The following is a 22,269-nucleotide window of genomic DNA, read 5'->3' as shown; positions in this document are numbered from 1 at the left end:
GATGAGCCAGAACGTGCTGACAGCGAAGCGGACGGCGATCGAACCGCGGCCGGGCCGATGGTTGGCGCTGTCCGTCCTGGTGCTGGCGGTGCTGCTGGTCGCCGTCGACGCGACCGTGCTGGGTCTGGCCACCCCCTTCCTCAGCGAGGACCTGCGCCCGTCCAGCACCCAGCTGCTGTGGATCGGCGATGTCTACTCCTTCGTCATCGCCGGCCTGCTGGTCTCCATGGGCAGCCTCGGTGACCGGATCGGCCGCAAGAAGCTGCTGCTGTGCGGCTCGGTCGCCTTCGGCGCCGTCTCGGCGCTGAACGCGTACGCCACCAGCCCCGAGATGATGATCGTCGCGCGGGCGCTGCTGGGCGTGGCCGGCGCGACCCTGATGCCGGCCACCCTGGCCCTCATCCGCAACCTGTTCCACGACCCCCGCGAGCGCAGCCTCGCGATCGGCATCTGGGGCGCGACCGCTTCGGCGGGCGCGGCCGTCGGTCCGGTCGTCGGCGGCTTCCTGCTGGAGCACTTCTGGTGGGGGTCGGTCTTCCTGATCAACCTGCCGGTGATGGCCGTCCTGGTGCTGGTCGGCATACGGACGCTGCCCGAGTCGCGGGACCCGGACCCGGGCCCCTGGGACCTGCCCAGCGTGGCCCTGTCCCTGATCGGTGTGGTCGGCGTGGTCTACGCGGTCAAGGAGGCCGCGGCCCACGGCGTCCACGCCGAGGCCGCCGCCGTCGGCGCCGTCGGCGCGCTGGCCCTGGTGGGGTTCGTGCGGCGGCAGCTTCGGCTTCCCCGGCCGCTGCTGGACATGCGGCTCTTCCAGCACCGTGGGTTCTCCGGGGCGGTCCTCGCCGATCTGCTCACCGTCCTCGGTCTGTCCGGGCTGGTCTTCTTCCTGTCGCAGTTCTTCCAGCTGGTGCAGGGGCGGGAGCCGCTGGAGGCCGGGTTGGCGGAGCTGCCGGCGGCCGTCGCCGCGGTCCTGGCGGGGCTGGTCGCCGGTCTCGTCGCCCGCCGCCACTCGGTGCGGGCGGTGGTCTCCGGCGGTCTGGCGCTGGTCGGCTGCGCGCTGGCCGCGCTCACCCTGCTGGACACCGACACCGGATATCCGCTGCTCGGCGGGGCGCTGCTGGCGGTCGGCGTCGGGGCGGGCTTCTCCTTCACCGTCACCGCAGATGTGATCCTCTCCAGCGTGCCCAAGGAGCAGGCCGGTTCGGCCTCGGCGGTGTCGGAGACCGCGTACGAGCTGGGTGCGGCGCTGGGCATCGCGGCGCTCGGCTCCATCGTCACGGGGGTCTACCGCGACTTCGCGGTTCCCGCCGAGGCGAACGGGGCGACGGCCGCCGAGGCGCGCGAATCGCTCGGCGGCGCGGTCGAGGCGGCGGAGACCCTGCCGCCGGGCACCGGCACCCGCCTCCTGGGCGCGGCCCAGGAGGCGTTCGTCGACGGGCTGCGGATCGCGGCCGGCGTCGGCGCGGCGGTGCTGCTGGCCACCGCGGTGGCGGCCTGGTTCCTGCTGCGCGGCCAGAGGCTGGCGGACAGCGCGCACGAGTAGCCGGCGCCGTCGGTTCGGTGTCCGAGTGGCGGCCGTGCGGGCTCAGCGGAGTGGACGGGGAGTGCGGGCAAAAGGGGCGCGGTTGCCGTAACCAGCGGTAAGTGATGCGGTCAACATTGACCCGCCTTTAACGCGCGCGAAATATTTGCGATCGCCGGTCGGCATTGTCGACCGGTGATCGGCATATCGCGACCCAGGCGACCGCCGCGATGAGCCCGATCGCGGCCACCTTCAGGGGGAATCATGCGTATTCGCGCTACTGTTCGCACGCTGTTCGCCGCGGCCGCCGTGGCGGCTCTGACGTTGGCGGGGCATGTCGCCCCGGCGGCCGCCTCGGGGCTGGACGCCCCGCCGCGCGGCGCCAACGACTGGTCCTGCAAGCCCGATTCGGCCCACCCGGAGCCGGTGGTCCTGGTCAACGGCACCTTCAAGCTGATGCGGGAGAACTGGGCGACGCTCTCGCCCAAGCTCAAGAAGGCGGGCTACTGCGTCTTCGCCTTCAACTACGGCCGCATGGCGACCGACCCGATCGCCGACTCGGCGGGCGAGCTCCGGGACTTCGTGGCGGCGGTGCGGGCCGCGACGGGGGCGGCCAAGGTGGACCTGGTCGGTCACAGCCAGGGCGGCATGATGCCGCGCTACTACATCAAGTTCCTGGGCGGCGCGGACCAGGTGGACGACCTGGTCGGCATCGTGCCCTCCAACCACGGCACGGCCAACCCGCTGGCCCCGCTGATCGGCAAGGCGTTCTGCCCGGCCTGCATCGACCAGCAGACCGGCTCCGAACTGCTGACCAAGCTCAACGCCGGCACCGAGACCCCGGAAGGGCCGGACTACACGGTGGTCACGACGCGCTACGACGAGGTCGTCGTGCCCTACACCAGCGCTCTGCTCAACGGCCCCAAGGAGTACGTCACCAATGTGGTGCTCCAGGACCGCTGCCCGCTCGACCCGTTCATGCACGACCAGGCCACCAAGGACCCGGTGGTGGCGCAGTGGGTGCTGAACGCGCTGGGTCGGGTCGGCCCGGCCGACCCGGACTTCCAGCCGCGCTGCCTCAGCCTGTAAGACGAGTGGGGGGTGGCCCCGAGGCCACCCCCCACTCGTCGAGGAATCGTCAGGCGGCCTTCGCCTTGGTGGCGTACACGTCCACGTACTCCTGGCCGGAGAGACCCATGACCTCGCTCATGACCTCGTCGGTCACCGCGCGGAGCACATAGCGGTCGCGGTCCATGCCCTCGTACCGGGTGAAGTCCAGCGGCTCGCCGAAGCGGACCGTGACCGGCGCGATGCGGGGCACGCCGCTGCCGTTCGGCTGCACCCGGTCGGTGCCGATCATCGCGAACGGCACCACCGGGGCGCCGGTCATCAGCGCCAGCCGGGCGATCCCGGTGCGGCCGCGGTAGAGCCGGCCGTCGGGGGAGCGGGTGCCCTCGGGGTAGATCCCGAACGCCTTGCCCTCCTCCAGCACCCGGCGTCCGGTCATCAGCGCGGCGACGCCGCCGTGGCCGCCGTCCCGGTCCACCGGGATCATGCCCGCGGTGGTGAAGAACCAGGCCATCAGCCGGCCCTTGACGCCCTTGCCGGTGACGTACTCGTCCTTGCCGATGAAGTACACCGGCCGCTTCACGATCAGCGACAGGAACATCGAGTCGATGAAGGTGACGTGGTTCCCGGCCAGGATCACCGGACCGCTGTCCGGGATGCGCTCCACTCCCTCGACGCGCGGGCGATACAGGACGCGCATGAGCAGTCCCAGGACCGCCTTGAGGAAAGTGCGGGACAACGGGTCCTCCGGTCGTAGTCGTCGATGAGGTGCCGGGCGTACGGAGTGTCCACCGCACACCAGCACAGGTGAGGACCATACTCGCCGGTTCGCGCCGCCCGCACGCCGGGTTAACTGACTCGATACGCAGTGTTGACCCATGTTTTGATCACGTTCCAGCGTGCGTCCCATGTACGAAAGATGAACGTGTCTACGATCGGCCGTCCGTCCGACGGGTGTCGGACTTCATCACAAGGAGTGCTCATGGAGCAGGAGCAGCAGCCGGGGCGTCGCGCCCTCCTGGGGGTCGCGGCCCTCGGCGCGGGAGCGGCGGTGCTGAGCGGGGCGGGTACCGCGGGGGCCGCGGAACACGGCGCGTCGACCTCGACCGGTTCGTACGACGAACTGCCGGTGCCCACCGTCATCGGCCACCGGGGCGCCAGCGGCTACCGCCCCGAGCACACCATAGGCTCGTACCAGCTCGCCCTGGACATGGGTGCGGACGTCATCGAGCAGGACCTGGTCCCGACCAAGGACGGTCACCTGGTCTGCCGGCACGAGAACGACATCACGGCCACCACGGACGTGGCCGACCACCCGGAGTTCGCCGGGCGCAAGACGACCAAGACCGTGGACGGCGAGCGCCTCACCGGCTGGTTCACCGAGGACTTCACCCTCGCCGAGCTGAAGACGCTGCGCGCCAAGGAGCGCATCCCCGGCACCCGGCAGCGCAACACCCTCTACGACGGTCGGTGGACCGTGCCCACCTTCGAGGAGGTGCTGCGCTGGGCCGAGCGTGAGGGCCGGCGTCGCGGCCGCAGGGTGTGGCTGCACGTGGAGACGAAGCACCCCACCTACTTCCGCAAGCTGGGGCTGGGCCTGGAGGAGCCGCTGGCCAAGCTGCTGCGCAGGTACGGCCGTCACAAGAAGAACGCGGCGACCTTCCTGCAGTCCTTCGAACCGAGCAGCATCCAGCGCCTGGACAAGCTGGTGCGCACCCCCAAGGTGGTGCTGCTGGACGCCGCCGACACCCGACCCTGGGACTTCGTCGAGGCGAACGACCCGCGCACGGTGGCCGACCTGGTCAAGCCGGAGGGTCTGGCCTGGATGGCGGAGTTCGCCCAGGGCATCGGCCCCACCCTGCTGCTGATCATCCCGCGGGACGCCAGCGGCAAGCTGGGGAAGCCGACCACGCTGGTGCGGGACGCGCACCGGGCCGGGCTGATCCTGCACCCCTACACCCTGCGCAACGAGAACACCTTCCTGCCGCTGGACTTCCGGCGCGGCACCGACCCCAACGCCTACGGCGACGCGTTCGGGGCGCTGAAGGTCTACTTCGAGCAGGGCATCGACGGGATCTTCACCGACAACCCGGACACCGCGCTGCTGGCGCGTGAGGAGTTCCGCAAGGGCCGATAGCGCCTCGGATCCACGGGTGACGGCGGGCGGTCGACCGCCCGCCGCTCCCGCCGACAGGTCGACAAAACGGCAGGTAGACAGTGCTACCCGTCAAGGGGGCGGCGCTGGCTCGCCCGGTCGGGTGGGGCGTGGTCACGGCGGCAACCGCACCCCGAGAAGGCCACGTCCCGCCCGGCATGGACCTTCTGGAGGAACTCCGCCCCCTGCTCGCCGCCGAGGCCGCCGCCGAGGCGCTCGGCGCGGGCATCGAACCCGCCGACCTCGAACAGGGGGTGTGGCTGCGGCTGCTGGAGCACACCCGCGCCTCGGGGCCGCCGGCGCAGCCCGCGCGGTGGCTGCGCTCCGCCGTGCGGGCCGAGGCACGCGGTGCCCGGCGCCGGGCACTCCGGGAGGTGCCGTACGACCCGGTCGCCGACGGTCCGCCGAGCGGTCCCGAAAGCTGCGCGGAGCGACGGGCGCTGGAGGCCGAGCGGCGCCGGGCGTTGCACGCCGCGGTGCGCCGGCTGCCGGGTCGCTGCCCTGGTCTGCTGAGCGCGCTGATGTCCCGTTCGGACCCCACATACCGGGAGATCGCGGGCGCGTTGGGAATCTCACAGGGGAGCTTGGGCCCGGTACGGTCCCGTTGTCTGGGATGCCTGCGCAGAATGCTGATGGCGGAGGTTGCGGCTCCTGAACTCTGGGGAAAGGAGCGTTAGACAATCGGCGCCTCGGAGTCGTCGTGCACCCTCGCGGCGCCTCCGGCCAGGGCACTTCATCCGGCCGTACCCTCACCCTCATCGACGGCCGGACCGACATGGGGAGGCATGCGGAACATGGGCATGAGTGTGACCATTTCTGATGCGACCGATCGCGACGCCGAGCAGATCCTCAAGCTCCAGTACCTCTGCTACCAGCGTGAGGCGGAGCTCTACAACGACTACTCGATCGAGCCGTTGACCCAGTCCCTCGACGACCTCCGCGCCGAACTGGGCCAGGGCTGTGTGCTCGTGGCCCGGCTCGGCGAGGAGGTCGTCGGCTCGGTGCGGGGCGTCGTCGACGACGACGGCATCGGGGCCATCGCCAAGCTGATCGTGCACCCCCGGATGCAGCGGCACGGCCTCGGCGGCCGGCTGCTGGCGGCGATCGAGGAGCGGCTGGCGGCGGAGCGGGCCGCCACCCGCTACCGGCTGTTCACCGGCCACCGCAGCGACGGCAATCTGCGTCTGTACCGTCGCTGCGGGTACGCCCAGGTCGGTACCGAGCAGGTCAGCCGGCGACTGAGCCTGGTGCGGCTGGAGAAGGCCGCCGCGGCGCCCGCCCTGGCCGCCAGCGCCTGACCGGCTCGGGCCTCGGCGCCTGACCGGCTTCGACGTCGGCGCCTCACCGGCGCAGGCGTCGGCGCCTGGTCCGCGGCCGAGCGGCGGCTGAGCGGCGGCTGATCCGCGACGCCGTGCGTGCCGAGCGCCGCGCGCCCCTCGGGCCCGTCGGGAGTCAGCTCTCCCGGCGGGCCTTGCGCAGCCAGATCAGCCCGGTCACCGGCAGGAAGATCGGGATGAACAGATAGCCCATGCCGTAGTCCGACCACACCGTCTCGTCCGGGAAGGCGGAGCGGTCCAGCAGCGTCCAGGTGCCCACCGTGAGCACGCCGATCAGTTCGGCGGCGCAGCAGACGACGGCCGCCTTGCGGGCGCCCTCGCCGCCGCGCACCAGGGAGAGCGTGATGAAGGCGTACACGGCGGCGGAGACCGCCGAGAGGACGTACGCCAGCGGCGCCTCCTCGTACTGCGCGATCAGCTGGTAGATCGACCGGGACGCGGCCGCCACGGTGAAGACCCCGTACAGCGTCACCAGCAGCCGGCCCGGGCCCTGGCCGAGGCCGCCGGCGCGGGGGGCCGGCCGCGGCGCGGCGGCCGCGGGAGCCGGTGCGGACTCCGTGGATTCGGGCAGCTCAGGCACTTACGCCTCCCCAGATGTCGAAGAGCCGCACTTCGAGCACGGCCAGCACCACGGCGAGGGCCGCCACGGTCGCCGAGCCCCAGCGGGTGCGCTCGGTCAGCGACATCAGTCCGCCGGCCGGAATCGCGCAGGCCGAGCCGACAAGATAGGCGACGAAGATCGCCGTGCCCTGATCGGGCTGCTCCCCGCGGGCCAACAGCACAATGCCGACGACCAGTTGGATCAGGGCCAGTACGGTCACCACGGCCATGCCGATGAAGTGCCAGTCCTTGGTCGGCTCATCGCGGTAGGCGGCGAATCCGCACCACGCGGCCAGGGCGAGGGCGGTCACCGCGACCGCGACCGTCAGTGCGTCGATCACCGGGGCCTCCGCTCGGGGCGACGGTGGCGGCGCACACAGGGCGTGACAAGCATGGGAAAACTCTAAGCCGCGGGACATATCGCGCCGCGCCCGCCCCCGTGCTCCGGGCCCTCGCGGAGGCCGTCCCGCGACTCCCCTCTCGCGGCTCGCCACCGGGCCTGGGGGCCTCCCGGCGGGAGGGTGCGCGCCCTGTTTCGGGGCGGGTATGCGGGTATGCGGAGGGCCGTGGCATTGGCCACAGGCGGTGGCCCGGCGCGGTCGCGGCCGCTCTCCCGGCGGTCGGGGCGGCGGTGTTCGTGCAGGTCAGTGGGGTGGGCGGGGCCTGGCGGCGGATCGTCGGCCATCGCCGTTGTCCACAGAGCGATCGACCCTGTCCGCTATCTGGACATAGTTGATCGGTTCATCACCCTGTCTGCTTTACTTGCCCGCATGACCACGACGAGCACCCGCACCCTTGCGACCGAGGCGATCGAAGCGCCCGGTGCTCGTTGTATGTGTCGAATGTGTGACTGCTGAGGGCCCCTGCCTGCCTCGCGCCCCGAAGCGAGACTTCTTCCGCCGCGGCGATACGCCGACGTAGCCGTATCGCCTCGCGCCCGCCCCGCGTCACGGAACCCGCACCCGCGCCACCGCGCCCCGTCGGGCTCTCCGCATGCCGCGTTCCGTAATGATGTGCCCCGTGTGCGGCGGTACGGCCGCCGCGCACTCGACAGTGACGGAAACCCTGTGATCACCACTACGGGCCTGACCAAGGTCTACCGCTCACGAGGCCGCGAGGTCACCGCCCTCGACGGCGTCGACCTCCACGTCCGCGAGGGAGAGGTGTACGGCGTCCTCGGCCAGAGCGGCGCCGGCAAGTCCACTCTCATCCGCTGCGTGAACCTGCTGGAGCGCCCCAGCTCCGGCACGGTCACCGTGGCCGGCCAGGACCTGACCGCGCTGGCCGGGCGCGGCCCGCGCGCCGGCAAGGCGCTGCGCGAGGCCCGTACCCGCATCGGCATGGTCTTCCAGCACTTCAACCTGATCTCCTCGCGGACCGTCCAGGACAACATCGAGCTGCCGCTGGAGATCCTGGGGGTCTCCGGCAGGGAGCGCTCCCGCAAGGCGCTGGAGCTGCTGGACCTGGTGGGCCTCGGCGACAAGGCCAGGGCCTACCCGGCGCAGCTCTCCGGCGGCCAGAAGCAGCGCGTCGGCATCGCCCGGGCGCTCGCCGGCGACCCGAAGGTGCTGCTCTCCGACGAGGCGACCAGCGCGCTGGACCCCGAGACCACCCGCTCCATCCTCCAGCTGCTGCGCGACCTCAACCAGCAACTGGGCCTGACCGTGCTGCTGATCACGCATGAGATGGACGTCGTCAAGACCATCTGCGACTCGGCCGCGCTGATGCGGCGCGGACGGATCGTGGAGTCCGGCACGGTCGCCGGGCTGCTGGCCACTCCGGGATCGGAGTTGGCGCAGGCGCTGTTCCCGGTGGGCGGTCAGCCCTCCGGCCCGGACCGCACCGTCGTGGACGTCACCTTCCAGGGGGAGGCCGCCACCCGGCCGGTCATCTCCGAGCTCGCCCGTACGTACAACATCGACATCTCCATCCTCGGTGCCGCCATGGACACCGTGGGCGGGAAGCAGGTCGGCCGGATGCGCATCGAGCTGCCCGGCCGGTTCGAGGAGAACGTGGTGCCGATCGGCTACCTGCGTGAGCAGGGACTGCATGTCGAGGTGGCGGACGTGGCGGCCGACGCCGCCGACGCCGGAGCCGTGGCCGGGGCGGCCGGGGCCGAGCTGCTGAAGGATGGTGCCAAGTGACCTGGTCGGAGATGCAGCCGCTGCTGGAGCAGGCGGGTGACGAGACCTTCCAGATGGTCGGCTGGTCGGCGCTGATCGCCATCCTGGGCGGACTGCCGCTCGGCGTGCTGCTGGTGCTGACCGACCGCGGCGGGCTGCTGCAGAACGTGGTGGTCAACAAGGTCCTCGGGCAGATCGTCAACATCGCGCGCTCGATGCCGTTCGTGATCCTCATGGTCGCGCTGATGTCCCTCACCCGCTGGGTGGTCGGCACCACCATCGGCCCGGACGCCGCGATCGTGCCGCTGTCGATCGGCGCCATCCCGTTCTTCGCCCGGCTGGTGGAGACCTCGGTGCGCGAGGTGGACCCGGGGCTGGTCGAGGCGGTGCAGTCGATGGGCGGCTCCACCTGGACCGTCGTCCGCAAGGTGCTGCTGCCCGAGTCGCTGCCGTCGTTGATCTCCAGTGCGACCACCACCGTCGTCGCGCTGCTGGGCTACTCGGCGATGGCCGGCACCGTCGGCGGCGGCGGCCTGGGCGACCTGGCCATCCGCTACGGCTATCTGCGGTTCGAGAACGAACTGATGTGGATCATCGTCGGCATCCTCGCCGTGGTGATCGCCGTCATCCAGTTCATCGGCGACTTCGCCGCCCGTGCCGTGTCCCGGCGCGGTCGCTCGGCGGCCCCGCGGCTGCGGCTGCTTCGCCGCCCGGCGCCCCTGCCGGCGTCCGCGTCGCGGCCCACGAAGACCCCGGCCGAGTCCGGTGCGGAGCCCGTGAGCGAGGCGTCCCCGACGGAGGCCGGGCCCAAGGCGGCCGCGTCCGCCCCGGTGCCCGCACAGAAGCGGGCCACCGCCCCCTCGGCGACGGTCGCCGAATCCACCGAGACCCCCTGAGCCGGACCCCGGACCAGGACCCACCCCCCCGTACCCCGAAGCACCCGCGGTGCGTCCCGCACCCGCGGCGGCCTCGTACACCCAGGTACACCCAGGAAGAAAGGCACTTTTCGTGCGTAACACCATCAAGATCGCCACCACCGTTCTCGCCGCCGGCGCCCTCACCCTCGGGCTCACCGCCTGCGGAAGCGACAAGAAGTCCGGCAGCGGCGAGAACGACCCCCTGGTCATCGCCGCGAGCCCGGTCCCGCACGCGGAGATCCTCGACTTCGTCAAGGACAACCTGGCGGAGAAGGCGGGGCTGAAGCTGGAGGTGAGGGAGTTCACCGACTACGTCACGCCGAACACGGCGACCGAGGACGGCTCGGTGGACGCCAACTACTTCCAGAACCAGCCCTACCTCGACGACTTCAACAAGAAGAAGGGCACCCACATCGTGCCCGTCGTCACGGTGCACCTGGAGCCCCTGGGCCTGTACTCCGACACGGCCAAGTCGGTCGACGCCCTGGAGAAGGGCGGGACCGTCGGCATCCCCAACGACACGGTCAACGAGGCCCGCGCCCTCAAGCTGCTGGACGCCAACGGCATCATCACCCTCAAGAAGGGCGTCGGCAACGAGGCCACCCCGGACGACATCGAGAAGAACCCCAAGGACCTGGAGTTCAAGGAGCTGGAGGCGGCAGCGCTGCCCCGGACCCTCGAGGACCTCGACGCCGCGGTGATCAACGGCAACTACGCCATCGAGTCCGACCTCAAGCCCTCCGAGGACGCTCTGGTCCTGGAGTCGCCCAAGGACAACCCCTACGGCAACTTCCTGGCCGTCAAGGAGGGCAAGGAGAAGGACGCCCGGGTCCTGAAGCTCAAGAAGCTGCTCACCTCGCCCGAGGTGAAGAAGTTCATCGAGGACAAGTACAAGGGCTCCGTCATCGCCTCCTTCTGAGGCGCTCGGACAGGGGAACACAGGGGGGAGCAGCGCCATGCGCAAGCTCGTCGTTCCCACGGCCGTCGCGGCACGCGCCCTCGAGCCGGCCGTGTGCGGCGCTGACTCGGGCCCGCGGGCTGTCGGTGGCGCCGGCGACACTCTCGTCGTCGGCGCCACCGCCGTCAGGGCCGCCCCGGTCGCCTGAACCGACGTCCGCGCGGTGAAGAAGCGTCACGAGAACGACGCGCGGGTCAAGGGACCGACAAGGCTCCTCACCTCTCCCGAGGTGAGGAAGTTCATCCAGGAGAAGTACGAAGGATCGGTGCTGCCGGTATCCGGCGGTCGGGTCCGGCGTGCGGCCGCCCGCGCCCCACCGCGCGGTTCCCGTGGAGGGCCTCACAACCGATGGGACGTCAGGCCCTTCGATGCTGCATGCTGGGCACTTCCAATGGCCCCGGCCCTGGTAACGGAGCGACCCATGACATCCACCTTCCCGGATATCTCCATCAACACGGACCGGCTGGTGCTGCGCCCGTTCGAGCTCGCGGACATCCCCGAGCTCACGGACATGATGAACGACGAACTCGTCACCGCCTGGACGCCGGTGCCCCATCCCTACACCGCCGCCGACGCCCGCGAGTGGATCACCCGGATCGCTCCGGCCGAGCGCACCTCGGGCCGCGGCATCGTCTTCGCCGTCACGGAGTTCCTCACCCAGCGGCTGGTGGGCATCGCCCATCTGCGCAACACCGACTGGCGCTGCCTGGCCAGCGAGATCGCCTATGTCACCGCCCCCTGGGCGCGCGGCGAGGGGTACGCCTCCGAGTCCGTCCTCGCCGTGACGGGCTGGCTCTTCCGGGACCAGAAGTTCGAACGGCTCGAGCTGCGCACACCCGCCGACAACACCGCCGCGCAACAGGTCGCACAGAAGGTCGGCTGCATCAGCGAGGGCGTGCTGCGCAACGCCTGGATAGCGCGGGCCCAGACCGAGGACGGGAGCTGGACGGACATCCGCACCGACCTCATCATCTGGAGCCTGCTCCCGGAGGATCTCGAAGGCGGCCTCGGTGAGCTGGCGGGCGAACTCGGCTACGCCGGCTTCGCGGAGTGGGGCTAGAGCCCCCTCCCCGGTACCTCCCGCACGCCACCCCGGAGCGGACCTGCGCCCCACATGTTCTGAGCGGCCGCGTACGCCCTACGCCCCGAGGGGCCCGGCACGCCCCGCCGCCCGTGCGGCACCCCGCGTCGACGGGCCGTTCCGGTCCGGTGCGCGACTCGCTGTCGGCGAGGCGCCGCTCGGGTGTGCGGATTCGGCCGCGGATTCGGCCCGCGGCGGCCCGCGGCGGCCCGCGGCGGCCCTGGGCGGGCCTCGGCGGATCCGACGGACCCGGCCGCCCCGGCCCGGCCTCGGCGATCCGGCGCGGGGTGGGCGCGGGCGCGGCGCTCGTACGCGGTCGGGCGCTTCCCCACGGTCCGGCGCTGACACGCCCCAGGGGCGTCGGCGGCGCGCGGCCCCGGCGTACCCTCGCGTTCCGGCGCTGACACGCCCCAGGAGCGTCAGCGGCACGCGGCCCGGCGTACCCTCGCGCTCCGGCGCCCGGCGACGGCCACCCCGGGCCGTCATACCCGGTCTTTCGGTCTGGACCAGCCGGGGTACGCTCACCTAGCCCCGGCGCCCGCGCGCTCTCGCCCGTGCGTCGACGCCCGGCGCCCGCTGTGCGCCGCCTCGCCACCGACCTGCGACAACCCCGGGAGACACACGACGATGGCCGACCGCGTCACGGTGATCGGTTGGGACGGTTCCCCGCTCACGGACGCGGCTCGCTCCGCCCTCGCGGCCGCCACTCTGGTGGCCGGCGCCCCGCACCATCTGGCGCTGCCGGAGATCCCGTCCGGCGCGGAGCGGATCACCCTCGGCAGCGTGGAGCTCGCCGCCCGCCGCATCGCCCAGCACCGCGGTTCCCCCGTGGTCCTCGCCGACGGCGACCCGGGCTACTTCGGCGTCGTACGCACCCTGCGCGCGCCCGAGTACGGCCTGGAGGTCGAGGTCGTGCCCGCGGTCTCCTCGGTCGCCGCCGCCTTCGCGCGGGCCGGGATGCCCTGGGACGACGCCCATGTGGTCGTCGCCCACAGCCGCGACCTGCGGCGTGCGGTCAACGTCTGCCGCGCGCACGGCAAGGTCGCCGTGCTCACCTCGCCGGGCGCCGGCCCGGTCGAACTGGCGCTGCTGCTGGAGGGCGTGCACCGCACGTTCGTCATCTGTGAGGCGCTGGGCACCGCGCAGGAGCAGGTGACCGTGCTCACCTCGGACAAGGTCGCCGACCACGTCTGGCGCGATCCGAACGTCGTCATCGTCATCGGCGGCGCGGCCCCGGCCGCCTCGCCGGCGCAGGGGGCCGGATACCGCTCCAAGCAGGGCGGGGGCTGGCTGGCGGGGCGCGAGGTGGGCTACCCCGGCCCGGTGCGCGGCTGGGCGCTGCCGGCCTCCGCGTACGCCACGGTGCTGGGCGAGGGCGAGGCCCCGCAGCTGCGCGCCGCGCAACTCGCTCGTCTGGGGCCGCGCGTGGGCGACCTGGTGTGGGACATCGGCGCGGGCAGCGGCGCGGCGGCCGTGGAGGCGGCCGGGTTCGGCGCGGCGGTCATCGCCGTCGACCGGGACCCGGAGGCGTGCCGGCGCGTCGGTGTCCTGGCCCGCCGCTTCGGCGTCCGGATGCAGATCGTGCACGGGCTCGCGCCGCAGGTGCTGGAGGACCTTCCGGAGCCGGACGTGGTACGGGTCGGTGGCGGCGGAGCGGCCGTGGTGGCCGCCTGCGCGGCGCGTCGCCCGGAGCGGATCGTGGCGCACGCGGGCACCCGCGACGAGGCGGAGGAGATCGGCCGGGCGCTCGCCGACGGGGGATATGGCGTGGAATGCGCCCTGTTGCAGTCGGTGGAGATGGACACCCGCGTGTGGGCCGAGCGCGAACGCGCCGTCGGCTTCTTGTTGTGCGGTCACCGGCCTCACCCCTGACCTCGCGCCGGTGCGGCGGCAGGTAGGCTGGCGGATCGTTGTACCGCCTGTTCCGCCGCCCGACGTTCGGAGCTTTGTTCGTCAATGGGCGGAATGCGCCCCCTCCTTGATGGCGTTGCGGTATGGCAGGACCAGGAACGTGCAACGTGCCGCGCACCGCGCACGCTCGTTCTTGCTGTAGGCGGAATTGAAGGAGCACTAGCGATGGGCGAGGGGAACGCATGACCGACACCGGCCAGGTCCCGGGCGAGGGACTGCCGGAGAACGCAGGCGGACAACCCGTACTTCCGCCGCACTCCGGAGACGTGCACCTTCCCAGTGATCATGCCCCTGTCGAGTCCGGCGCGCCGGCCGGCCCCGGAGTACCGGGGCATGCCGCCGGTTCCGCGCCCGCTCCCGGGGGGTACACCTTCCTCGACCCGCAGGACGCCCAGGAGGCGCACGACATCGGCGGCGACGAGGACGACCTGCTGCTGATGCCGGGCGCCCAGGGTGCCTGGATGGACCAGCCGGCGCAGGTCCCGCAACAGCCGCCGCAGGCCGCGGGGGTGGCGGCGCCCGGGGCGGCCGTGCCCGGGGCACACGCCGTCGGCGGTCAGGACGCGGGCGTGGGGTCCGGGCCGGTGGAGTACGCCGACGCCCGCATCCCACAGCCCGCTTCGCCGCTTCAGGCGGGTGTGTCGGTCCCCGCCCCCACCGCCCCGGTGTCGGCCCACGCCACCCCGCCCGGCGGAGTCCCGCGCCGCCCGCTGCACATGGGTCCGCCGGTGCCGGAGACGCCGACCGGCGGCGTCGTGCGCTCCCTGGCCGACCGCGGCCCGGCCGGCGCGCCGGCCGTCGTGCCGCAGGGCATGCCGGTGTCCGTGCCCTCCTCGCTGATCCAGGGCCCGCCCACCAGCGGTCCCGAATACCTCGACATCCCGCGCGACGACACGGGGCACCTGTCCACGCCGCAGCTCGTGGACGCCCCCGTGGCCGCCGAACCGTGGTCCGCGCAGCCCCAGCCGGGCACGCCCGCGCCGGTTGCCCAGGCCGCCCCCGCGGCCACGGCGAGCCCAGCAGAAACGGTCGGTCGGCCGGCCGAGGCCGTGCTGCCCGCCCCGGCGGCCGCGGAGCCCGTCGCCGTCACCCCCGCCCAGGCTGCCGTTCCCGCCGAGGCCGTCGCCGTTCCCGCGGAGGCCGTCGTCGGGGAAGCCGGTGCCGTGCCGGTGGTCGTGTCCGCCACCGCGACCGCGACCGCGCCTGACGCGGTGGCGGCGCCGGAAGCCGCGGTGCCGACCGAGCCCGCCGCCGCGACCACCGCCGAGCAGCCGCCGGCCGGACCCGTGCCGGTCGCGGCTCCGATCCCCGCCGAAGTCGCGATGCCCGCGGCGGGTGCGGAGTGGGGAGCTCCGGCCGAGGGGGCGCCCACCGAGGGCCTGACCGGTGCCGCGGCCGCGCCCGCAGCCGAGGTCGTCTCCGGAGCCGAGGTCGTGGCCGGTGCCGAGGTCGTGGCCGGTGACGCCGGCGCGGCCGGTGCCGGCGTCACCGCGTCCACCGCGGCGGCCGCCGATCCCGCGGGCGAGCAGACGCCCGCCGCGGTGGAGTCCCCGGAGGCCCCGGTGCCCGCTGAGGCCGTGGCCGCCCCGGAGGCGCCGGCACCCGCCGCCGCGAGCCCCGAGGCCGTCGTGTCGCCGGGACAGTCGGCGGCCGTGGCCGCTCCGGTCGCCGAGCCCGCGCCGAGCGATGACGCCGCGCCGAGCCCCGACGCCGCCGCCCCGACCGAGGCCGCCGCCTCCGCCGTGGAGCCCGCCGCGGCGGCCGACGTCTCCGATGCCGCCGTCGCCGAAGCCGGACCCGACGCCGCCGTCGTGACCGACGGCGCGGTCGCCGAGACCGCTCCCGCTCCCGCGGAGGAGGTCGCCCCGCCCGTGGCCGCGTTCGTGCCCGCTCAGGCGGCGGACGAGCCCGCCACCGTGGACCAGACCCCGGCCCAGCCGCTGCCTCTTCCCGCCCAGGGCGGCGCCCCCGACGCGGTGGTGCCGCAGCCCATGCCGCAGCCCGCGCCGGAGAGCGGCCAGGTGCCGGGCCCGCAGGCCGAGCAGGCCCCGCAGCCCCAGCAGATCGTGGAGGGCGTCGCGGAATCCCTTTCCCCGGAGGACTCGATAGACAACGGGCAGGGCGCGGAGGAGGCGGCCACGGCCGCCGCCGGCGCCACGGTGGAGAGCGCGGCCGGGGAGGCCGCCCAGGCACCGGCCGAACCGGCCCCCGACCAGGGGACGGCACCCGCGGACGAGGTCTGTGCGGCCACGGCCTCCGCGGAGCCGGATCCCGCCGCCGAGGCGGCCCCGGAAGCGGTCGCCGACCGGACGGCCCCCGCGGAAGCGGCCGCTCCGGTCGCCGGTGACGCGGCTGCCGAGGCGCCGGCCGAGAGCGACGCGGCCGCCGGAGCACCGACCGAGGCGGAGCAGGTCGCCGCCGAGCCGGTGGCCACCGCGGAGTCGGTCGCCACCGCGGACGACGCCGCGGCCCAGGAGTCCGCCGACCCGGAGTCCGCCGACGCGGAGACCGCCGGCCCGGAGTCCGCCGCTCCCGAGGGCGGTGTCGAGGAGCAGGCCGCCGAGGAGCAGGCCGCCGAGGAGCCGGTCATGGAGGCCGTCGGCGAGGACATCGCCGAGGTCGTCGACGAGGCCCTCGCCGAGGCCGCGGCGGCCGAGACCGTCGTGCTCGACGGGGTCGACGCGGTGGCCGTGGGCGACATGGCGCCGGCAGCGGACGGGGCCGAGGACGCCGACCTGGAGTCCGGTCCCCTCACCCCGCCCGCGGAGGGCTTCGGCGAGGCCGAGCGCGCCGCCGTGCACCGCGTGATCCGGGAGCGCCGCGACATCCGCAACGGCTTCCGTAACGACCCCATCCCGCACGAGGTGTTGCTGCGCGTCCTGGAGGCCGCGCACACCGCGCCCAGCGTGGGGCACTCGCAGCCGTGGGACTTCGTCGTCATCCGCTCCGCGGAGACCCGGCGAGCCATGCACGAGCTGGCCATGCGCCAGCGCGAGGCGTACGCCAAGTCCTTGCCGAAGGCGCGGGCCAAGCAGTTCAAGGAACTGAAGATCGAGGCGATCCTCGACACCCCGGTCAACATCGTCGTCACCGCCGACCCGACCCGGGGCGGCCGACACACCCTCGGCCGTCACACCCAGCCGCAGATGGCGCCGTACTCCTCGGCGCTCGCCGTGGAGAACCTCTGGCTCGCCGCGCGCGCGGAGGGGCTCGGCGTGGGCTGGGTCAGCTTCTTCGACGAGCGCGAGATGGTGCGCGAGCTCGGACTGCCCGAGCACCTCGAGGTCGTGGCCTACCTCTGCGTCGGATACGTCGACGAGTTCCCCGACGAGCCCGAGCTGATGCAGGCCGGCTGGTCCAAGCGGCGGCCGCTGTCGTGGGTGGTCCACGAGGAGACCTACGGGCGGCGCGCGCTGCCCGGCGAGGACCCGCACGACCTGCTCCAGGAGACCCTCCGGGGCATCCGCCCGCTGGACGCCAAGGCGCTCGGCGAGGCGTGGGAGCGGCAGAAGCGGATGACCAAGCCGTCCGGCGCGCTGGGCATGCTGGAGATCATCTCCGCGCAGCTCAGCGGGCTGTCCCGGCAGTGCCCGCCGCCGATCCCGGAGCCCGCCGCCGTGGCGATCTTCGCGGGTGACCACGGGGTGCACGCCCAGGGCGTCACCGCCTGGCCCAAGGAGGTCACCGGCCAGATGGTCGCGAACTTCCTCGGCGGCGGCGCGGTCTGCAACGCCTTCGCCAACCAGGTCGGCGCCGAGGTGTGCATCGTCGACGTCGGCGTCGCCAGCGAGCTGCCCAGCACGCCGGGGCTGCTGCCGCGCAAGGTGCGCGCGGGCACCGACGACTTCACCGTCGGCCCCGCGATGAGCCGCGAGGAGGCGCTGCGGGCCATCGAGGTCGGCATCGAGACCGCGCGGGACCTGGTCGCGGCGGGCAACAAGGCCCTGCTCACCGGTGAGATGGGCATCGCCAACACCACCGTCTCGGCCGCCCTCATCTCGGTCTACACCGGCGCGGATCCGGCCGAGATCACCGGTCGTGGCACCGGCATCAACGACGAGATGCACGCCCGCAAGATCGACGTCGTGCGGCGCGCGCTGGAGCTGCACCAGCCCGACCCGACCGACCCCATCGGGGTGCTCGCGGCCGTGGGCGGCCTGGAGCACGCGGCGATCGTCGGCATGGTGCTGGGCGCCGCCTCGCTGCGCACCCCGGTCATCCTGGACGGGGTGAGCGCGGGCGCGGCGGCGCTGGTGGCCCGCGCGATCGCCCCCGAGGCGCTGGCTGCCTGCATCGCGGGGCACCGCAGCGCCGAACCGGGGCACAGGGCCGCGCTGACCAAGCTGGGGCTCCGGCCGCTGGTCGACCTCGACCTGCGGCTCGGCGAGGGCACCGGCGCGCTGCTGGCGCTGCCGGTGGTCCAGAGCGCGGCGCGGGCCATGCACGAGGTGGCCACGTTCGACTCGGCGGGCGTCACCGAGAAGGGCTGACCCGAGCCGACCTCGGGCCGGGCCCGGCCCCGCCGCGGTGTGCGCCTGGCGCCGCTGTGCGCGGTGGGGTCGGTCCCCGCCCCCGGTGGGCCGGCCCCCGGCCGTGGGGACGGGACCTCTGGACCGGGGTTCGGGACCGTATGTTCACGGGCCGGGACCCCGGGCGCCCGGTCGCCCCGACGTCGCCCGCACATACCCGAAAGCGCCCCGTACGCCCTGGTATCCGATGGCGTCCCGAACGCCCCGACCCGACGGTCCCCGCCCCCTCCCGCCGTCTCCCGGCTGTCCCCGAGGGGGCCTGCCCACAGCGGCGAGTGTTCCCGGAGATGGACCGCGCCTACGGGGACGGTCGGGCCCCGGCCGCAGGCCGTAGGGTGGGGCCCACACCTGACCTGCCGCTTCAGCGCCGCAGCGGCCAGCGCCACCGTATGAGGAGAGCCGCACCGCCATGCCCGAGAACTCCGCTTACCCCGTTGGCCTGCGCCTGACCGGTCGGCGTGTCGTCGTGCTCGGCGGCGGTCAGGTCGCGCAGCGTCGACTTCCCGCACTGATCGCGGCCGGCGCGGACATCCTGCTGGTGTCGCCGTCGGCCACCGCGTCCGTGGAGGCGATGGTGGACGCCGGAGAGCTCCGTTGGGAGCGCCGCCGCTACCGGGACGGCGACTTCGAGGGTGCCTGGTACGCCCTGATCACCACCGACGACCCGGAGGCCAACGCGGCGGCGTCGGCGGAGGCCGAGGCGCGCCGGGTGTGGTGCGTGCGCTCCGACGACGCCGAGGCCGCCTCGGCGTGGACGCCCGCCACCGGGCGCAGCGAGGGCGTGACGGTGGCCGTGCTGACCGGGCGCGACCCCCGCCGGAGCGCGGCGGTGCGGGACGCGGTGGTCGAGGGGCTGCGGGACGGCACCCTCGCGGCGCCGCACCGCAGGACCCGGGTGCCGGGGGTGGCGCTGGTCGGCGGCGGTCCGGGCGACCCCGACCTGATCACGGTGCGCGGGCGGCGACTGCTGGCCGAGGCGGACGTGGTGATCGCCGACCGACTGGGCCCGAGGGACCTGCTGGACGAGCTGCCGCCGCACGTCGAGGTGATCGACGCGGCGAAGATCCCGTACGGCCGTTTCATGGCCCAGGAGGCGATCAACAACGCGCTGATCGAGCACGCCAAGGCGGGTAAGGCCGTGGTGCGTCTGAAGGGCGGCGACCCGTTCGTCTTCGGTCGGGGTCTGGAGGAGGTCGAGGCGCTGGCCGAGGCCGGCATCGCCTGCACCGTGGTCCCCGGCATCTCCAGCTCCATCAGCGTGCCGGGCGCGGTGGGGATCCCGGTCACCCACCGCGGCGTGGCCCACGAGTTCACCGTGGTCAGCGGGCACGTCGCCCCCGACGACCCGCGTTCGCTGGTGGACTGGTCGGCGCTGGCGAGGCTGCGCGGCACCCTGGTGCTGCTCATGGCCGTGGAGAAGATAGGGGCCATCGCCGCCGCGCTGATCGAGCACGGCAAGGAGGCGGACACCCCGGTCGCCGTGGTCCAGGAGGGCACCACCGCGTCCCAGCGGCGCGTGGACGCGACCCTGGCGACGGTGGGGGAGACGGTGGTGGCGGAGGGCGTGCGGCCGCCGGCGGTCATCGTGATCGGCGACGTCGTCGCGCTGGGCTCCGACCCACTCAAGTAACCGCCGGTAACGCAGGCCCGAGGCCGGCGTTGGCACCACAACCAGGACAAGGCAGTATCACCCTGTGGCTGAACTCATCACCATCGATGACGCGGACGACCCGCGGCTGAGCGACTACGTCGGGCTGACCGACGTCGAACTGCGGCGCCGGCGCGAGCCGGAAGAGGGCCTGTTCATCGCCGAGGGCGAGAAGGTGATCCGGCGGGCTCGTCAGGCCGGGTACGAGATGCGCTCCATGCTCCTCTCGGCGAAGTGGGTCGATGTGATGCGGGACGTCATCGACGAGGTCCCCGCTCCCGTCTACGCGGTCAGCCCCGCGGTGGCCGAGCGCGTGACCGGCTACCACGTGCACCGCGGCGCGCTCGCCTCGATGCGGCGCAAGCCGCTGCCGGGCGCCGCGGAACTCCTCGCCACCGCGCGGCGCGTCGTCATCATGGAGTCCGTCAACGACCACGCCAACATCGGCGCCGTGTACCGCAGTGCGGCGGCGCTGGGCATGGACGCGGTGCTGCTCTCCCCGGACTGCGCGGACCCGCTCTACCGGCGGTCGGTCAAGGTGTCGATGGGCGCCGTCTTCTCCGTCCCGTACGCGCGCCTGGAGACCTGGCCGCGTGGCCTGGACGCGGTCCGTGACGCCGGGTTCAGCCTGCTCGCGCTGACCCCGGACGCGAAGGCCACGACCATCGACGAGGCCGCCCCGCACCGACTGGAGCGGGTCGCCCTGATGCTGGGCGCGGAGGGCGACGGGCTGTCCCGCCAGGCCCTGATGGCCGCCGACGAGTGGGTGCGCATCCCGATGGCGCACGGCGTCGACTCGCTCAACGTGGGCGCCGCGGCCGCCGTCGCGTTCTACGCGGTCACCTCGGGACGCCCGAGCGACTGAGGCCGCGGGGAGCCAGGGGCTCCGCCGCCGTCACACCTGGTCGGCCGCGGCGGAGTCGTCCGGCAGGGGCCGCGGGGAGGCGGCGCCGTACGGGGCGTCGGGCGCCGCGGGCGCCTGGTGCGTCAGTCCACCGAGCCCTCGGGTCGGGCCCTCGCAGCCCTGCGCCGCCGCGATGCCCAGCGCCGCCAACAGCGTCACCACGACGAACACCACCAGCCGCTGGCGCAGCAACCGGCGGTCGGGGCCTGCCGGCCGGCGCGCGCCGGAGCCGGTGCGGACCGTGCGGGCGGGGGGGCGCGTGGAGCCGGTACGGCCCGGCGCGCGTTTGCCGGCCCGCGCCGGGGTGCCGGCGCCGCCGCGCTCGGGACCGGAACGGCCACCGGTGCGCGGAGAGGACGGCCGCTGGGACGAGGGTCGTTGCGCGGCGGACCGCGGATTGTGGTGCGGCCGGGTGGACGGCGAGTCCTCCGCGCGGCGCTCGGTGCGCTGACGCGCGTACTCGTCGGCGCGCTGCCCGGTCGGCCGCTCCGACTGGGTGCGGGGGCCCGGCGGTCGCGGATCCGACAGCCCGTGTCCGTGTGCCTCGCGGGCCGCGATCTCCTTCAACCGCAGCGACAGCTGGAGCGTGCTCGGCCGCTCGTCCGGGTCCTTGGCCAGACACGCGTGGATCAGCGGGGCCAGCGCGTCGGGCACGCCGTGCAGCTGCGGCTCCTCGTGCACCACCCGGTACAGCATCACCTCGGAACTCCCGTGCCCGAAGGGCGAGTCCGCGGTGCAGGCGTAGGCGAGCGTGGCGCCCAGCGAGAAGACGTCCGTGGCGGGGGTGACCGCCGCGCCGCGCACCTGCTCGGGGGCGAGGAAGCCGGGGGAGCCGACCGCCGTGCCGACGTGGGTGAGGGTGCTGGCGCCGGTCGCCCAGGCGATGCCGAAGTCGATGATCCGCGGGCCCTTGGGGGACAGCAGGATGTTGGACGGCTTGAGGTCACGGTGCACCACGCCCGCGTCGTGCACCGCCAACAGCCCCTCGGCCAGCGCCGAGCCGACCGCCGCGACCTCCGCCGCGGGCAGCGGCCCGTCCTCGTTGACCTTGTCGTGCAGGGAGGGGCCGGGGACGTACTGGGTGGCGAACCACGGGCGGTCCGCCTCGAGATCGGCCGCCACCAGCCGGGCCGTACAGCCGCCGCGGATCCGCCGCGCGGCCGACACCTCGCGGGCGAACCGCGAACGGAACTCCTGGTCCTCGGCGAGATCCGGCCGGATCACCTTCAGCGCGACGCGCTGCCCGCGGCGGTCGGAGCCGAGGTAGACCACGCCCATCCCGCCCGCGCCGAGCCGCCGGTGGAGTCGGAACGAGCCGACGACACGCGGGTCCTCGCGTCGGAGCCGCATCATCGCCATGTTGTCCGTCCCCTACCTCCGGTGGGGAGGCCCCACTCCGCTGCCGTCCGTCTGATGTGCCACAGCTTACGGATTGACGGCCCGTCGCGCTGCGAGGCCGCGCATGCGTCGGCCGATGGATTGTCGGTGGTGGGTGGGATCCTCGAAGAAGCGGTCG

General features: G+C 73.6%; 17 protein-coding genes. 13 read left to right on the top strand and 4 right to left on the bottom strand.

Features of this window, described 5'->3' with window-relative positions:
* Window position 1: 1 nt before the first annotated feature.
* Complete coding sequence (locus LRS74_RS05850; RefSeq protein WP_277739976.1) at window positions 2-1,543, top strand: MFS transporter; 1,542 nt, start codon at window positions 2-4, stop codon at window positions 1,541-1,543.
* Window positions 1,544-1,786: 243 nt separating this feature from the next.
* Window positions 1,787-2,611 (top strand): alpha/beta fold hydrolase, encoded by an 825-nt coding sequence (locus LRS74_RS05845; protein ID WP_277739975.1) that lies wholly within the window; start codon window positions 1,787-1,789, stop codon window positions 2,609-2,611.
* A gap of 49 nt (window positions 2,612-2,660) precedes the next feature.
* Here LRS74_RS05845 and LRS74_RS05840 read toward each other — a convergent pair whose 3' ends face one another.
* On the bottom strand, window positions 2,661-3,329 hold the full coding sequence (locus LRS74_RS05840) for a lysophospholipid acyltransferase family protein (protein ID WP_277739974.1): 669 nt from the start codon (window positions 3,327-3,329) through the stop codon (window positions 2,661-2,663).
* A 243-nt stretch (window positions 3,330-3,572) separates the two neighbouring features.
* Between LRS74_RS05840 and LRS74_RS05835 the strand changes: the two genes are divergently transcribed.
* The 3 genes from LRS74_RS05835 (at window position 3,573) to LRS74_RS05825 (ending at window position 6,043) form a co-directional block, all read left to right on the top strand.
* On the top strand, window positions 3,573-4,727 hold the full coding sequence (locus tag LRS74_RS05835; protein ID WP_277739973.1) for a glycerophosphodiester phosphodiesterase: 1,155 nt from the start codon (window positions 3,573-3,575) through the stop codon (window positions 4,725-4,727).
* 176 nt (window positions 4,728-4,903) lie between these two features.
* Complete coding sequence (locus LRS74_RS05830) at window positions 4,904-5,422, top strand: sigma-70 family RNA polymerase sigma factor (protein ID WP_277739972.1); 519 nt, start codon at window positions 4,904-4,906, stop codon at window positions 5,420-5,422.
* A gap of 117 nt (window positions 5,423-5,539) precedes the next feature.
* The gene (locus LRS74_RS05825) at window positions 5,540-6,043 is read left to right on the top strand and encodes a GNAT family N-acetyltransferase (protein WP_277739971.1); all 504 of its coding nucleotides are present in this window, start codon (window positions 5,540-5,542) and stop codon (window positions 6,041-6,043) included.
* Between the two features lie 154 nt (window positions 6,044-6,197).
* On the opposite strand, the gene LRS74_RS05820 is transcribed toward LRS74_RS05825, so the two are convergent.
* Together LRS74_RS05820 and LRS74_RS05815 are read right to left on the bottom strand one after the other, a co-directional pair.
* Window positions 6,198-6,653, bottom strand: coding sequence for a hypothetical protein (locus tag LRS74_RS05820; RefSeq protein WP_277744615.1), 456 nt, complete (start codon window positions 6,651-6,653; stop codon window positions 6,198-6,200).
* Window position 6,654: 1 nt separating this feature from the next.
* Window positions 6,655-7,023: a hypothetical protein gene (locus LRS74_RS05815; protein WP_277739970.1), complete on the bottom strand. Its 369-nt coding sequence runs from the start codon at window positions 7,021-7,023 to the stop codon at window positions 6,655-6,657.
* Between the two features lie 726 nt (window positions 7,024-7,749).
* Here LRS74_RS05815 and LRS74_RS05810 point away from each other — a divergent pair.
* The 8 genes from LRS74_RS05810 (at window position 7,750) to LRS74_RS05775 (ending at window position 20,714) form a co-directional block, all read left to right on the top strand.
* Window positions 7,750-8,826: an ATP-binding cassette domain-containing protein gene (locus LRS74_RS05810; RefSeq protein WP_277739969.1), complete on the top strand. Its 1,077-nt coding sequence runs from the start codon at window positions 7,750-7,752 to the stop codon at window positions 8,824-8,826.
* Window positions 8,823-9,701 carry an ABC transporter permease subunit gene (locus LRS74_RS05805; RefSeq protein WP_277739968.1) on the top strand — a complete coding sequence of 293 codons (879 nt, stop codon included), beginning with the start codon at window positions 8,823-8,825 and terminating at the stop codon, window positions 9,699-9,701. The genes LRS74_RS05810 and LRS74_RS05805 overlap by 4 nt, the downstream gene beginning before the upstream one ends.
* Before the next feature lie 112 nt (window positions 9,702-9,813).
* Window positions 9,814-10,641 carry a MetQ/NlpA family ABC transporter substrate-binding protein gene (locus LRS74_RS05800; protein ID WP_277739967.1) on the top strand — a complete coding sequence of 276 codons (828 nt, stop codon included), beginning with the start codon at window positions 9,814-9,816 and terminating at the stop codon, window positions 10,639-10,641.
* A 460-nt stretch (window positions 10,642-11,101) separates the two neighbouring features.
* Window positions 11,102-11,740, top strand: coding sequence for a GNAT family N-acetyltransferase (locus LRS74_RS05795; RefSeq protein ID WP_277739966.1), 639 nt, complete (start codon window positions 11,102-11,104; stop codon window positions 11,738-11,740).
* Window positions 11,741-12,388: 648 nt separating this feature from the next.
* Window positions 12,389-13,633 carry a precorrin-6y C5,15-methyltransferase (decarboxylating) subunit CbiE gene (gene cbiE / locus LRS74_RS05790; RefSeq protein WP_277739965.1) on the top strand — a complete coding sequence of 415 codons (1,245 nt, stop codon included), beginning with the start codon at window positions 12,389-12,391 and terminating at the stop codon, window positions 13,631-13,633.
* A 221-nt stretch (window positions 13,634-13,854) separates the two neighbouring features.
* Window positions 13,855-18,162: a nicotinate-nucleotide--dimethylbenzimidazole phosphoribosyltransferase gene (cobT, locus tag LRS74_RS05785; protein ID WP_277739964.1), complete on the top strand. Its 4,308-nt coding sequence runs from the start codon at window positions 13,855-13,857 to the stop codon at window positions 18,160-18,162.
* 448 nt (window positions 18,163-18,610) lie between these two features.
* Window positions 18,611-19,831 (top strand): uroporphyrinogen-III C-methyltransferase, encoded by a 1,221-nt coding sequence (cobA, locus tag LRS74_RS05780; protein WP_277739963.1) that lies wholly within the window; start codon window positions 18,611-18,613, stop codon window positions 19,829-19,831.
* A 64-nt stretch (window positions 19,832-19,895) separates the two neighbouring features.
* The gene (locus LRS74_RS05775; protein WP_277739962.1) at window positions 19,896-20,714 is read left to right on the top strand and encodes an RNA methyltransferase; all 819 of its coding nucleotides are present in this window, start codon (window positions 19,896-19,898) and stop codon (window positions 20,712-20,714) included.
* A gap of 30 nt (window positions 20,715-20,744) precedes the next feature.
* Here the strand turns inward: LRS74_RS05775 and LRS74_RS05770 are convergent, their stop codons facing one another.
* Window positions 20,745-22,112, bottom strand: coding sequence for a serine/threonine protein kinase (locus LRS74_RS05770; RefSeq protein WP_277739961.1), 1,368 nt, complete (start codon window positions 22,110-22,112; stop codon window positions 20,745-20,747).
* Window positions 22,113-22,269 lie beyond the last annotated feature (157 nt).

The sequence above is a fragment of the Streptomyces sp. LX-29 genome (genome assembly GCF_029541745.1).
Taxonomy (GTDB): domain Bacteria; phylum Actinomycetota; class Actinomycetes; order Streptomycetales; family Streptomycetaceae; genus Streptomyces.
This window is presented reverse-complemented; position numbering and strand designations above follow the sequence as displayed.

Bases quoted from the DNA above. Each gene is read 5' to 3' on its own strand.
- LRS74_RS05850 (WP_277739976.1), top strand. From the start codon at position 2: ATGAGCCAGAACGTGCTGACAGCGAAGCGGACGGCGATCGAACCGCGG.
- LRS74_RS05845 (WP_277739975.1), top strand. From the start codon at position 1,787: ATGCGTATTCGCGCTACTGTTCGCACGCTGTTCGCCGCGGCCGCCGTG.
- LRS74_RS05835 (WP_277739973.1), top strand. From the start codon at position 3,573: ATGGAGCAGGAGCAGCAGCCGGGGCGTCGCGCCCTCCTGGGGGTCGCG.
- LRS74_RS05830 (WP_277739972.1), top strand. From the start codon at position 4,904: ATGGACCTTCTGGAGGAACTCCGCCCCCTGCTCGCCGCCGAGGCCGCC.
- LRS74_RS05825 (WP_277739971.1), top strand. From the start codon at position 5,540: ATGGGCATGAGTGTGACCATTTCTGATGCGACCGATCGCGACGCCGAG.
- LRS74_RS05795 (WP_277739966.1), top strand. From the start codon at position 11,102: ATGACATCCACCTTCCCGGATATCTCCATCAACACGGACCGGCTGGTG.
- cbiE (WP_277739965.1), top strand. From the start codon at position 12,389: ATGGCCGACCGCGTCACGGTGATCGGTTGGGACGGTTCCCCGCTCACG.
- cobT (WP_277739964.1), top strand. From the start codon at position 13,855: ATGACCGACACCGGCCAGGTCCCGGGCGAGGGACTGCCGGAGAACGCA.
- cobA (WP_277739963.1), top strand. From the start codon at position 18,611: ATGCCCGAGAACTCCGCTTACCCCGTTGGCCTGCGCCTGACCGGTCGG.
- LRS74_RS05770 (WP_277739961.1), bottom strand. From the start codon at position 22,112: ATGGCGATGATGCGGCTCCGACGCGAGGACCCGCGTGTCGTCGGCTCG.